Annotated in this window: 14 protein-coding genes; 6 read left to right on the plus strand and 8 right to left on the minus strand. The window is 69.0% G+C overall.

Annotated features, from left to right (window positions below):
• Nucleotides 1-137: 137 nt before the first annotated feature.
• The gene (locus ABH933_RS15735) at nt 138-998 is read left to right on the plus strand and encodes an ABC transporter ATP-binding protein (RefSeq protein WP_429425310.1); all 861 of its coding nucleotides are present in this window, start codon (nt 138-140) and stop codon (nt 996-998) included.
• A complete protein-coding gene (locus ABH933_RS15740) occupies nt 998-1774 on the plus strand; it encodes an ABC transporter permease (RefSeq protein ID WP_429425593.1) in 777 nt (258 codons plus the stop codon). The genes ABH933_RS15735 and ABH933_RS15740 overlap by 1 nt, the downstream gene beginning before the upstream one ends.
• Here ABH933_RS15740 and ABH933_RS15745 read toward each other — a convergent pair whose 3' ends face one another.
• Nucleotides 1775-2185 (minus strand): hypothetical protein, encoded by a 411-nt coding sequence (locus ABH933_RS15745; protein ID WP_429425307.1) that lies wholly within the window; start codon nt 2183-2185, stop codon nt 1775-1777. It lies immediately after the preceding gene.
• Nucleotides 2186-2338: 153 nt separating this feature from the next.
• Between ABH933_RS15745 and ABH933_RS15750 the strand changes: the two genes are divergently transcribed.
• Nucleotides 2339-3070, plus strand: a complete 732-nt coding sequence (locus ABH933_RS15750) for a PP2C family protein-serine/threonine phosphatase (RefSeq protein WP_429425305.1) — start codon at nt 2339-2341, stop codon at nt 3068-3070.
• Between the two features lie 22 nt (nt 3071-3092).
• Here ABH933_RS15750 and ABH933_RS15755 read toward each other — a convergent pair whose 3' ends face one another.
• Together ABH933_RS15755 and mscL are read right to left on the minus strand one after the other, a co-directional pair.
• Nucleotides 3093-3527, minus strand: coding sequence for a DoxX family protein (locus ABH933_RS15755; protein ID WP_429425303.1), 435 nt, complete (start codon nt 3525-3527; stop codon nt 3093-3095).
• An 83-nt stretch (nt 3528-3610) separates the two neighbouring features.
• Nucleotides 3611-4090, minus strand: coding sequence for a large conductance mechanosensitive channel protein MscL (mscL, locus tag ABH933_RS15760; RefSeq protein WP_429425301.1), 480 nt, complete (start codon nt 4088-4090; stop codon nt 3611-3613).
• Nucleotides 4091-4195: 105 nt separating this feature from the next.
• On the opposite strand from mscL, the gene ABH933_RS15765 reads away from it, so the two are divergent.
• Nucleotides 4196-4390, plus strand: coding sequence for a hypothetical protein (locus ABH933_RS15765; RefSeq protein WP_429425299.1), 195 nt, complete (start codon nt 4196-4198; stop codon nt 4388-4390).
• Nucleotides 4391-4597: 207 nt separating this feature from the next.
• Here the strand turns inward: ABH933_RS15765 and ABH933_RS15770 are convergent, their stop codons facing one another.
• The 3 genes from ABH933_RS15770 to ABH933_RS15780 all read right to left on the minus strand — a co-directional run bounded on the left by ABH933_RS15770 (nt 4598) and on the right by ABH933_RS15780 (nt 8398).
• Nucleotides 4598-4807 carry a hypothetical protein gene (locus ABH933_RS15770; protein WP_215922698.1) on the minus strand — a complete coding sequence of 70 codons (210 nt, stop codon included), beginning with the start codon at nt 4805-4807 and terminating at the stop codon, nt 4598-4600.
• 223 nt (nt 4808-5030) lie between these two features.
• Nucleotides 5031-6740, minus strand: coding sequence for an AMP-binding protein (locus tag ABH933_RS15775; RefSeq protein WP_429425297.1), 1710 nt, complete (start codon nt 6738-6740; stop codon nt 5031-5033).
• Nucleotides 6737-8398, minus strand: coding sequence for an AMP-binding protein (locus ABH933_RS15780; protein ID WP_429425295.1), 1662 nt, complete (start codon nt 8396-8398; stop codon nt 6737-6739). The genes ABH933_RS15775 and ABH933_RS15780 overlap by 4 nt, the downstream gene beginning before the upstream one ends.
• Before the next feature lie 168 nt (nt 8399-8566).
• On the opposite strand from ABH933_RS15780, the gene ABH933_RS15785 reads away from it, so the two are divergent.
• Nucleotides 8567-9421, plus strand: coding sequence for a LuxR C-terminal-related transcriptional regulator (locus ABH933_RS15785; RefSeq protein ID WP_429425292.1), 855 nt, complete (start codon nt 8567-8569; stop codon nt 9419-9421).
• 13 nt (nt 9422-9434) lie between these two features.
• Here ABH933_RS15785 and ABH933_RS15790 read toward each other — a convergent pair whose 3' ends face one another.
• Nucleotides 9435-9965: a YceI family protein gene (locus tag ABH933_RS15790; protein WP_429425290.1), complete on the minus strand. Its 531-nt coding sequence runs from the start codon at nt 9963-9965 to the stop codon at nt 9435-9437.
• Nucleotides 9966-10066: 101 nt separating this feature from the next.
• Between ABH933_RS15790 and ABH933_RS15795 the strand changes: the two genes are divergently transcribed.
• Nucleotides 10067-10891, plus strand: coding sequence for a helix-turn-helix domain-containing protein (locus tag ABH933_RS15795; protein WP_429425288.1), 825 nt, complete (start codon nt 10067-10069; stop codon nt 10889-10891).
• Between the two features lies 1 nt (nt 10892).
• Here ABH933_RS15795 and glpK read toward each other — a convergent pair whose 3' ends face one another.
• Nucleotides 10893-12416, minus strand: coding sequence for a glycerol kinase GlpK (gene glpK, locus ABH933_RS15800; protein ID WP_429425286.1), 1524 nt, complete (start codon nt 12414-12416; stop codon nt 10893-10895).
• Nucleotides 12417-12435 lie beyond the last annotated feature (19 nt).

A 12435-nucleotide genomic window follows, 5' to 3' on the forward strand; every position in this document is an offset into this window, starting at 1 on the left:
GTACCGCGTGTGAACCCTCTCCGGCCTTCGGAGAGGGTTCACACGCGTCGGAAGAGGTAAGGGCCCGAGTGGCCGGTTTGCGACGTTCGCCCGGGGTGGCGATGCGCGCGCGGCTCGAGTGGGGCAGGGTTGGTGACGTGGACGGAATCGTTCTGGAGCAACTCGGGATGAGTTACGGGGAAACACCCGTATTCGCCGATATCACCGTGACCCTGCCGGGCGGGCGGTGCACCGCGATCGTGGGGCCGAGCGGCGTCGGCAAGACCACGCTGCTGCGGCTGCTCAATCGGCTCGCCGAACCGAGTGCCGGGCGGATCCTGCTGGACGGTGTGCCGATCACCGAGCTCGACGTGCTGGAGCTGCGACGGCGAGTGGGGCTGATACCGCAGCAGGCGACACTGCTCGCGGACATCGTCGTCGACGAGGTGCGGGTGGCCCGCCCCGAGCTGACCGCCACCGAGGCCGCCGCGCTGCTGGTGCGGGCCGGGCTGCCCGAGACCTTCCTGCACCGTCAGTGCGCCGAGCTGTCCGGCGGCGAGGCGCAGCGGGTGTGCCTGGCGCGCGGGCTGGCCGTGCGGCCCGACGTGCTCGTGCTGGACGAGCCGACCTCGGCGCTGGACGAGGTGGCCGCCGCCGCGGTCGCGAAACTCATCGCCGAGCACACCGCGGGCGGCGGCGCGGTCGTCCTGGTCAGTCATGACAGCGGTTTCGTCGGCACGGTCGCCGACGACATCCTGCTCATGGAGGGCGGGCGCCTGTCCCGCCTCGGCGAGTCCGATGGTGGCCACCTCGGCGGGGCGGACTCCGACTCCGCTCGGGGCGAAGCGGACCGGGCCGCGAGAATCGGGGCCGACACCGAGCAGGCGGGGGTAGCTCAGGTCCACGAAGATCGCGCGTCGGCCGTCGAGGCCGAGGGCGCTGACGCCGACGGGTTCCGGACCCGGGAAACCCAGGCCGAGGTGGCGCCGACGCAGGCACTCGAGGATCGGGAAGCGTGATGGTACAAGCTCTTTCGGTTCCGGACTGGACGGGCGTCGGCGCCTCGGTCCTCCTGGTGGCCCTAGCGGCCCTCATCGCCTATCGGCAGCACCTACACCTGACGCGGGAGTTGCTCATCGCCGCGGTGCGGGCCGGGGTGCAGCTGATCGCCGTCGGCGCGATCCTGCTGGTTGTGTTCCGGCGCACCGGATTACCGGGCGCGCTGGTCTGGGTGGTGCTGATGATCATCATCGCCGGACAGGTCGCCGGGCGGCGCGGCGCCGGGTTGCCGCACGCGATCCGCTCGGCCACCATCGGGGTCGCCTTCGGTTCGACCATCACCCTCGGCGCGCTGATACTGCTGCACGTCATCTCCACCCAGGCCCGGGTGGTGGTCCCGGTCGGCGGCATGATCGTGTCGGGCTCGATGCAGGCCACCGGCGTCGCGCTGCGCCGCCTGCGGGAGGACGCGCGCGAGGCCCGTCCGGCCATCGAGGCCCGCCTGTGCCTCGGACTGCCCGCGCACCAGGCATTCCTGCCGTACCGGCGTTCGGCGCTGCGCACGGCGCTCGTACCGGCGATCGATGCGACCAAGGTCGTCGGACTGATCAGTCTGCCCGGCGCGATGACCGGCCTGATCCTGGCCGGGGTCGAGCCCTTGACCGCCATCCGCTACCAGATCGTGGTCATGTACATGCTGCTGGCCGCGACGGCGTTGGCCGCCCTCGCCGCCGCCCGCGTGGCCGAGCGCTATCTGTTCGACGACGCGCAGCGCCTCCTGGTGCTGCCCGCGTGACTACCCGCCGGTGCGGTCGGCCAGGCGCACGACGAAGCGCAGCGCCGACCAGTCCTGGTCGACCGCGCAGATCTTGTTGTCCACCAGTCCGGCGGACAGCCCGTACGCGCGGACCTCGGCCTCGTGGAGATCGGTGGTGAGGGCGCCGGACGCCTTGGGCCAGGCGATCCAGAGTCCCCCGGACGGGGTCAGCCGGGTGCGCCAGTGCGCGAAATGCCGTGCGAGAGCGGCACGGTCGGGGCAGAAGCCGACAATCACGTCGTAGACGCCGCGGCCGGCCCGGCGATGCACCTCGACGTCCTCCGGGAGCGGCGAGACCGTGAATCCGGCGGGCGCGTCACCCACCAGCACCCGATGTCCCGGCTCGATACCAAGTTTCCGGGGCAGCGGCGTGCCCGAGTATCCGGCCATAAAATCAGACGATAATCCCCGTCCGTTCGGGCGCGTTCGGCAGTTCTCAGGAATCCATCAGACGTCTCTGGTGTTGCCCATACGTACAGAGGGTTTACTGAAAGTGCTGCTGATCAGCAGCGTCGGGCACAGCTGAGTCCAAGGAGGCCGGCCGTGGACAGTGCAGTTACCGCCGCGTTTTCTCGTCGCGAGTTGATCCGCGTGCCGGGCATCTCGGGCGCCTCGGTGAGCAGGCGCGGACCGCGCTCGCTCAATGCCGACGCCGCGGCTAGCTGGACCGATCAGGACACCGGGCACCTCGCATTCGTGGTCGCGGACGGCGTCGGCGATCATCTGCCCGCGGCCCGGGCCGCGCGCCTGGTCGCCGCGACGGCCGCCCAGGCCGGTGCCCGCGCCGGGGCCAAGGCCGGAATCCTTGCCGCGCAGGTGGAATTGCTGCGGCAGCTGCCCGAGCGGGAGGCCGACAGCGTCCTGGTCGTCGCGGTGCGGTCCGTGCTGGGCGGGCCGTGGGACGTCGCCTGGGTCGGCGACTGCCGCGCCTACCGGTGGAACGGGCGGGTGCTGCACCAGATCACCAACGATCACACCGTGGCCGAATACTTTCGGGCGCTGGGCCGCCCCGCGCCGCCGCGGACGAGCCACCTGGTGACGACCTCCGCCCGCACCGCCGCCGCGGCGGACATCGGGCAGGCCGAGACCGGGGTCAGCGACGGCAGGCTGCTGCTGAGCACCGACGGCGTGCACAAGCGGCTGGACATGCTGGCGATCAAGGACATCCTGGCGCGCCCCGCGACGCCGGGAGTCGCCGCGGATGCCCTGGTGGAGGGCGCCCGCGCGGCCGGTAGCACCGACAACGCCACCGCGCTGGTGGTGGACTGCTTCTAAAGGCGCGCCGGTGCGCGGCGCCTTACAGCGCGGCGAGCATACAGGCGCCGAGGAACAGCACCTGTACCGCGCCGCGCAGCGGCAGCGGCATGGACTTGATGCCCAGATCCCCGCGGGCGGCACGGATATTGGCCGGAAACAGCGCGATCATCAACAGCGCCAGGCAGATTGCCGCCGCGGGCGCGACGGGCGGTATCAGAAGGCCTGCGGCGCCCGCCAATTCGAGTACCCCGGTGAGGGTCACCAGCATCGCCGCGGACGGGAGTCGCGGCGGCACCATCGCGATGAGCGCGTCGCGTCGCGGCCGCAGGAAGTGGGCGCTGGCCGTGAGCACGAGCATGGCCGCCAGGCCGAGGCGCACGGCGTGCGGCCAGGAGTCCGGCCAGTGGCCCAGATGTCCCCACCCGGCGAGGCGGGTGAGTCCGGCGACGACGACGAGAACGAGTAGTGGTGCCATCGGAAGCTCCTGCGGATCGGCCCTAATCTTTACAGTGGAAAGATTAGGGCCGATCCCGGCAACTTGTCAATGGCAAGTTTGGCTCAGTGTGTCGCGCGCGGGCCCGGTGCGGCGTGATGGCGGCCGGTGGGGTAGGTGTCGGCGCCGAGATCCTCGTCGTCGTAGTAGTAGACCGTGTCGCGGTCGGCACGTTCTGCGAGCAGGTCGCGGATCTCGGCCAGCAGCTCCTCCTGCGTGGCCTTCTTCTCCCCGGGCTTGCCGAAGCGCTTCTTCAGTGTGTTCATCGGCAGGATGAGTACGAAGTACAGCACGGCGGCGACCATCACGAAGTCGATGGCGGCGCTGATGATCGGGCCGATCGCGACGAAGGTGGACGGCTTTCCGGAGATCAGCTGAAAGCCGAGGCCGAGCTGGCTGTTGCCGCCCAGCACCGCCAGTAGCGGTTCCACGACTCCCTTGGTGACCGAGCTCACAATGGCCGTGAACGCGGTGCCCATCACGACCGCGACGGACAGGTCGATCACGTTTCCGCGCATCAGGAAGTCTTTGAAACCCTTGAGCATGGTGCGGCGAACCCCAATCTGAACTGTGCTATTTCTTTCCCTCCGGGAGTGTAATGCAGCGAATCTTCGGCAATCGCGCCGTGTCTCAAAAAGATAACGGCGACCGTGTTTCGCTGGTGGGATGCCCCGCTGCCGCCCCCGTCGGTGCTCTCGCGCGCCTGGGCCGAACGTGTCGCCGCGGCGCTGGACGAGGCCCTGAACATGGGTGGGGTGTCGCTGGAGCGGGTGACCCGGCGCCTGGCGACCAGCCCACGCACGCTGCAGCGGCGTCTCACCGAGGCGGGTACCACCTGGCGGTAGGAGCTGGATCGGGCCAGGCTGCGCCGCGCCACGGCGGCGGGTCCGCTGAGCGGGTCCCGGCAGGCCCAGCTGCTCGGATATGCGGACGCGGCCTCGATGCGCCGAGCGGCGTAGCGCTGGACCGTCGCCGCGCAGGCGAGGTCGGTCGTCGAGGCCGAGGCGAGCAACTTCTAGGCCCGCCTCTTCATCTCGCATGGAATCGCTTCGCTACGCCCGGATATAGCTGGCCGCGATGCTCCAGAATGTCGTGCGTTCCAGCGAGCCGAGGTCCCAGCTTTCCGCGATCGCATGGGAGGCGGCGACGATGCCGGGCACGTCGAAGTCCTCGCGGGTTGCGGTGCCCTTGGCCTCGAGCGCGGCGATGACGTAGGCCGTCGCGCTCTCGCTGGTGTGGTGTGAGCTGACGTGCTGGGGCAAGGCAATCTCCAATCAGTCGCAGGTTTACAGACTGTCGATCCCGAATCGGCCGGACATGTGCTCCAGTTTTGTGTGCTGAACAGTTGCCTTGCTAGCCCGGAACACGCCACGTTCGGGCAAACGCGCCAACTTCAGTCGCACGCATCGGTACCCGCCGCGAACTCGGATACACCCGTGCGGACCTGCCGATGTGGAAGCGTATCCGAGTCCGATCATGATCGGATCAGGATTCGGTCGACCGGCCTTTCAGGAGTTCTTCGTAGCGGTACTCGGTTTCGATCGGGGTGCCCGCGGAATGTGCCGCCAGTTCGCGGCGACGCAGCTCCACGCGCCGGATCTTGCCCGAGATGGTCTTGGGCAGCTCGGAGAACTCGATCCGGCGCACTCGCAGGTAGGGCGCGAGATGGTCGCGGGCGTATTCGAGGATGGACCGCGCGGTGTCGCGGTCGGGTTCCCATCCGGCGGCCAGGGTTATGTACGCCTTCGGGACGGTCAGGCGGGTGTCGTCGGGTTGCGGCACCACCGCGGCCTCCACCACCGCCGGATGCTCGATCAGGATGCTCTCGAGCTCGAAGGGCGAGACCTTGTAGTCCGAGGACTTGAAGACGTCGTCGGTGCGGCCGATGTAGGTGACGTACCCGTCGGCGTCTCGCGTGGCGACGTCTCCGGTGTGGTAATAGCCGCCCGCTATCGCGGCGGCGTTGCGCTCGGGATCGTTCAGGTATCCGGTCATCAGATTGACCGGATGGGCGCTCAGATCGAGGCAGATCTCGCCCTCGTCGGCGAGCTCGCCGGTGATCGGATCCACCAGCACCACCGGCACGCCCGGCGCCGGGCGGCCCATCGACCCCGGCTTGACCGGCTGGCCCGGGGTGTTGCCGACCTGCAGCGTGGTCTCGGTCTGGCCGAAGCCGTCGCGGATGGTCAGGCCCCAGGCCTTCTCCACCTGCGCGATCACGTCCGGATTGAGCGGCTCACCGGCGCCGAGGATTTCGCGCAGCCCCGCCGGGCGTTCGCCGAGATCGGCCTGAATCAGCATGCGCCACACCGTGGGTGGCGCGCAGAAGGTGTTGACCTCCGCCCGGCGCAACTGATTCAGCAGCGCCGCCGCGTCGAAGCGGGCGTAGTTGTAGACGAAGATCGTCGCCTCGGCGATCCACGGCGCGAAGAAGCAACTCCACGCGTGCTTGGCCCAGCCCGGTGCGCTGATCGCCAGGTGCACGTCCCCGGGCCGCACGCCGATCCAGTACATCGTGCTCAGATGGCCGACCGGATAGCTGGTCTGGTTGTGCCGCACCATCTTCGGCTTGCTCGTGGTGCCCGAGGTGAAATACACCAGCAGCTCGTCGGAAACGTCGGTCACGGCCTCGAACGGGCCCTGCGACTCGACCGCCGCGGCGCCGGAATAGGGCAGCCAGCCGGATACGTCGTCGCCCACTACGATTCGCGTGTATTCGCCGGGTACCTCGGCGAACTTCGCGGTGTCGGCCGAGTTGGCGATCGCGAAAGCGACCGCGCCGCGCTCGATCCGGTCGGACAGGTCCGCGGGCCCCAGGGCCGCGGTGGTCGGCATGATGACCGCGCCCAGCTTGGCGACGGCCAGCATCGCCTCCCACAGCTCGACCTGATTGCCGAGCATCAGCAGGACCCGGTCGCCGCGTCCCATGCCGTGCGCGGCGAACCAGGTGGCCACCCGGTCCGAGCGGGCGGCCATCTCGTCGAAGCTCACCTGCTGCTCGCGGCCGTCCTCCTCCACGATCCACAGCGCGGTGCGGTCGTTGCCGCGGGCGATCACGTCGAACCAGTCGATGGCCCAGTTGAACGTCCCGGTCGGCCGGGGCCATTCGAAGGTGCCGCGGGCCGCCTCGTAATCCGTTGCCGCAGCTATCAGTTGGTCGCGGCCGGCGCGGTAGAGCGCTGTGTTGCCGGTCATTTCGTCTCTCCTGCGTCCTCGGGGCCGAACAGTCGTGCGGAGACCTCGCGCATCTCGACCTTCCGGATCTTTCCGGTCACCGTCATCGGAAACTCCTGCACGACGTGCACATAACGGGGAATCTTGTAGCGGGCCAGGCGGCCGTCGCAGAATGCGCGCAGCGCCTGCGCGTCCAGCGGTGCGGCGCCCTCGCGCATTCGCAGCCAGGCCACCAGTTCCTCGCCGTAGCGGGCGTCGGGCACGCCGACCACCTGGGCGTCCAGGATGTCCGAGTGGGTGTAGAGGAATTCCTCGATCTCGCGCGGGTAGATGTTCTCCCCGCCGCGGATCACCATGTCCTTGATGCGACCGGTGATCGCGACGTAGCCGTCCTCGTCCATGGTGGCCAGATCCCCGGTATGCATCCAGCGCGCGGAATCGATTGCCTCGGCGGTCTTCTCGGGGTCGTTCCAATAGCCGAGCATGACCGAGTAGCCGCGTGTGCAGAATTCACCCGGCTCGCCGCGCGGCACCGTCAGCCCGGTGTCCGGGTCCACGATCTTGATCTCGAGATGCGGGCCCACCCGGCCCACGGTGGCGGTGCGCTGGCCCACCGAATCGTTGCGGCGGGTCTGTGTCGACACCGGCGAAGTTTCGGTCATGCCGTAGCAGATGGACACCTCGGACATGCCCATCCGCTCGATGACCTGCTTCATCACCTCCACCGGGCACGGGGATCCGGCCATGATTCCGGTGCGCAGGGTGGACAGATCGTAGGTTTCGAAGTCCGGCTCGGCGAGTTCGGCGATGAACATCGTCGGCACCCCGTACAGCGACGTACACCCCTCGGCGGCAACGGTTTCCAGTGTGGCGCGCGGATCGAAACCCTCGGCCGGAATCACCATCGCCGCGCCGTGACTGGTCGCGGCGAGATTGCCCATCACCATGCCGAAGCAGTGGTAGAACGGCACCGGGATGCAGATCCGGTCGGCGGCGGTGTAGCCGCACAGCTCGCCCACGAAATAGCCGTTGTTGAGGATGTTGTGGTGCGAGAGCGTGGCGCCCTTCGGGAATCCGGTGGTGCCCGAGGTGTATTGGATGTTGATCGGGTCGTCGGGGGACAGGTTCGCCTGCGCCGCGGCGAGTTCCGCCGGATCCCCGGTGCGGCCGGAGGTGACCAGCGCGGTCCACTCCGGCCCGTCGAGCAGGATCACCCGTGCCAAGTCCGGGCACTCCGGGCGCGCCTGTTCGATCATCGCCGCATAGTCCGCGCCCTTGAACTCCCGGGCCGCGACCAGCAGCCGAATCCCCGCCTGCTGCAGGACATATCGCAGTTCGTGGGCGCGGTAGGAGGGGTTGATATTGACCAGGATGGCGCCGATCCTGGCGGTCGCGTACTGGGTCAGCGTCCATTCCGCCCGATTGGGGGCCCAGATGCCGACCCGATCGCCCTTGCCGATCCCGGCCGCCAGCAGCCCCAGCGCCGTCGCGTCCACCTCGGCGGCGAATTCGGCATACGTCCATCGCACCCCGGCGCGGCGGTCGATCAGGGCGTCCCGGTCCCCGTACTCGGAGACCGTGCGGTCCAGGTTGGTGCCGATGGTGTCGCCCAGCAGCGGCGCATCCCAGGTCCCGTGTGTATAACTGGCCGACCCGACTCGGCCCGCGGTATTGCTCACGACTCCACCTCGCTAGGGCTCGGCTCCGTCGTGCGCAAGGTGCGCTGTGTTGATGGTTCTCTCCGCTTCGCTGCGCTCACCTCGTTAGGATCCAGGTCACATTCCCCGCCCCGCTACCCCCGAAAAGGGGTGGTCCTCCCCGGGGCGATCGAAGGAAAGGCGATCGGGATGGAGTTGCTTCGACCCCGTGATTCCGATGCGCTGCGGGCCGAGCTGCGACAGGTCGCCGCCGCGTCCGGGCTGCCGGTGGTATTCGGTGGCGAGGTGCGCGCCGGGACGCTGCTGCTCAGCGAATTCCTGGGCACCCGGACCAGCGCCATGCGCGGACTGCTGGTGCGGCCGGATTCCGGGGTCGGCGGCGCCGCGGTCGTCAGTGGGCGGCTTACGTCCGTCTCGGACTATCGGGTGGCGTCCACGATCACCCACCACTACGACGCGCCGGTGCTGACCGAGGGATTGCGCGCGGTGGTGGGAATGCCGGTGGTCGTCGGCGGGGAATCGCGCGCGGTGCTGTACATCGCCACCCGGGATCCGGGTCCGATCGGCGACCGCGCCGCGGACCTGGCCAGACAGGCCGGGCGGCGGCTGGCGGTCGAACTGGCGATTCGTGACGAGGTCGACCGGCGGCTCCGGCTGCGCGAGGCCGCCGCGCCCGTACCAGAGGGAACCCCCGCGGATGCCGTTGTCGCCGAACAGCTTCGCGGGATCCATGCTGAGATCCGCGGAATCGCGCAGACCCTCGACGACGCCCACGCCCGCTCGAGGCTGCGCGAGCTGTCCGATCGCGTGGCGCAATTGATGTCCGGACCGCATCTGCTCGACGACGCGCCGTCGCTGGCGCCACGGGAGCTCGATGTGCTCGCCCAGATCGCCCTGGGCTGCACGAACGGTGAGACGGCCGAGCGCCTGTCGCTGCGGCCCGAGACGGTGAAGAGCTACCTGCGCAGCGCCATGACAAAGCTCGGCGCCCGCACCCGGCACGAGGCCGTGGTGCGGGCGCGCCGTCTCGGGTTTCTCCCCTGAGGGCCCCCGGGACTTACGGCTCGATGAGCTGAATGTCCAGCTCGACGGCGATCTTGTCGCTGACCACGGCGTTGGGCACGCCGGGGGCGACGTCCAGCTCCGTGCGCTTGATGATGCCGCTCGCGGAGAAGCCCGCGTGCCGCTTGCCGTCCTGGGCCTCCTGCACGCCGCCCCACTCGACATCGAGGGTGACCGGCTTGGTCACGCCGCCGATGGTGACCTCGCCGACGACCTCGAACTCGTCGGCGACCTGCACCGGCTCGATCGCCTTGAAGTGCAGGGTCGGGCGCTTCTCGACATCGAGCAGGTCCGCGCTGCGGACGTGGCCGTCGCGCCCCTCGTTGCCGGTGTCGAACGAGTCCAGGTAGATGGTGGCCTCGATGGTCGCGGCGCCGGCGGCGTCGACGACGAAGCTGGTCTCGAACTTGTTGAAGCGGCCGCGGACCTTGGAGATGCCCAGGTGGCGCACGGTGAAGTTGACCGCGGAGTGGTTGGTGTCCAGCGCCCAGGCGCCGGTGGTGAGGGTCTGCTCGGAAGTCGTCATGTCAACAAGACTTCCGGACCGCGGTCCGTTTAGCCACACCGTCGTTATCCTGGTATTGGCAGGGCGCGGATAACGGGTCCGGGATCCGACAGGATGGTGTGGTGGACAGATCTGAATTCGCCGAGTTTCTCATTGCGCGGCGGGGGCAGCTGCAGCCGGAGGCGGTCGGGCTGCCCTCCGGGCGACGCCGCCGCACACCGGGGCTGCGGCGCGAGGAGGTCGCGGCCCTGGCCGGGGTGAGCGTGGACTATCTGGCCCGCCTCGAGCAGGGCCGGGACACCAATCCCTCGACCGCGGTGCTGGCCGCGCTGGCCGACGCGCTGCGGCTGAACGAGGTCGAGCGCCATCATTTCAGCAAGCTCGCGCTCGGCCTGGACCACCAGGCATCCACCTGCCCGTCCGACGGCCAGGCCTTCGAGCGCGTTTCCGAGACGGTCCAGGCGGTGCTGGACGCCATGCACCCCACCCCGGCCTTCGTGTACGGGCGGCGCCTGAATGTGCTGGCCTGGAACGCGGCCTGGCGCGATTTCGCCGAGCCGATCGGGGTGTTCGACGAGCAGGCGCACGGCAATTTCGCGCACTACCTGTTCGGGCATCCCGCGGCGGCGAAGTTGTGGATCGACTGGCCCGCCGCGGCGGATCTGGTGACCTCGGCGTTGCGCACGGCCCGTACGCACTGGTCCGACGATGCGCAGCTCGGCGCGACGATCCAAGCACTGCAACGGTTTCCGGAGTTCGCGCGGCGCTGGCGCGAGCACCGCATGATGGACTTCCGTTCGGCCACACTGCATCTGGAACATCCCGTGCGCGGCGCGGTCGAGGTAGAGATCGAAACATTCAACCCGGCAATGGATCAGAGCGTCATGGTGTGGCTGGTGGATCGCCGCCAGGCCCATGTGCCCGGGCTGCGCCTGGTCAACGAGTAGCTCACCGATCCGCGGGCGCATTGCCGCGGCTGCGGGCCCAGCCGAAGCTGAGCTGTACCGCGCGCTTCCAGTCGTTGTATTCCTCCTCGCGGCGCGCGGCAGCCATGCGCGGGGCCCAGCGCCCGGCCGGACGCCAATTGTTGCGCAGGCCTTGGAGATCCGGCCAATAGCCGACGGCGAGTCCGGCCGCGTAGGCGGCCCCGAGGGAGACGGTTTCGGGGACGTACGGGCGCATCACCGCAATGCCCAGCGCGTCCGCGACCATCTGCATCAGCAGATTGTTCGAGGTCATCCCGCCGTCCACCCGCAGGGTCGCGGCGGCCAGCCCGGAATCGGCGTTCATCGCCTCGACCACGTCGCGGGTCTGCCAGGCCGTCGCCTCGAGGACCGCGCGCGCGAGATGGCCCTTGGTGATGTAGGAGGTCAGCCCGACCACCAAACCTCGTGCATCGCTGCGCCAATGCGGTGCGTACAGTCCGGAGAACGCGGGCACGATGCGGCAGCCACCGTTGTCTTCCACTGTGCGCGCGAGGGTTTCGATCTCGGGCGCACTGGCCACCAGCCCGATGTTGTCGCGGATCCATTGCACCAGTGAGCCGGTGACCACGATCGGCCCCTCGAGTGCGTACACCGGATCGCGGTCGATCTGGTAGCCGATGGTCGTGAGCAGGCCGTGCGTGGACTGCACGAGCTCGCCGCCGGTGTTCATCATCAGGAAGGCGCCGGTGCCGTAGGTGCACTTGGTTTCCCCACGGGCGAAACAGGTTTGGCCGAACAGCGCGGCGTGCTGGTCGCCCAGCGCGGCGGCGATGCGAATGCCGGGCGCGACCCGGCTGGTGATGCCGTGCGGGGCGGTCGAGGCCTGGATCCGGGGCAGCATGCCGGCGGGAATGCCGAAGAACTCGAGCAGTTCGGTGTCCCAGTCCAGGGTCGCGAGATTCATCAGCAGGGTGCGGCTGGCGTTGGTGACGTCGGTGACGTGCTCGCCGCCGTCGATGCCGCCGGTCAGATTCCAGATCAGCCAGGTCTCCATGGTGCCGAACAGCACCTCGCCGCGTTCGGCGCGCTCGCGCAGCCCGGGAGTGGTGTCCAGCATCCAGCGTAGCCGTGGCGCGACGAAGTAGGTGGCGATGGGCAGCCCGGACAGCTGCCGCACGCGCGGCGCATCCGGGTGCTTCTCGAATTCGGCGACCAGGTCCTCGGTGCGCACGTCCTGCCACACGATGGCGTGGCCGACCGGGATCCCGGTGTGGCGATCCCATATCACGGTGGTCTCGCGCTGATTCGTAATGCCCAGTGCCACAATCTGATCCACGCCGACTCCGGCGTTGCGCAGGGCCTGGGGCACAATCCGGTCGACGTTGCGCCAGATCTCCGTCGCGTCCTGCTCGACCCAGCCGGGCCGCGGGTAGAACTGCTGGTGCTCGCGCTGGGCCACACCGGCCAGCTGCGCTCGCTGATCGAACAGGATGCAGCGGGTGGAGGTCGTGCCCTGGTCGATGGCCAGCACATATCGTTGCGTCATCCGCATTGCCTTCTCATCG

Origin of the sequence: Nocardia sp. GP40 (genome assembly GCF_050434125.1) — a bacterium.
GTDB lineage: Bacteria > Actinomycetota > Actinomycetes > Mycobacteriales > Mycobacteriaceae > Nocardia > Nocardia albiluteola.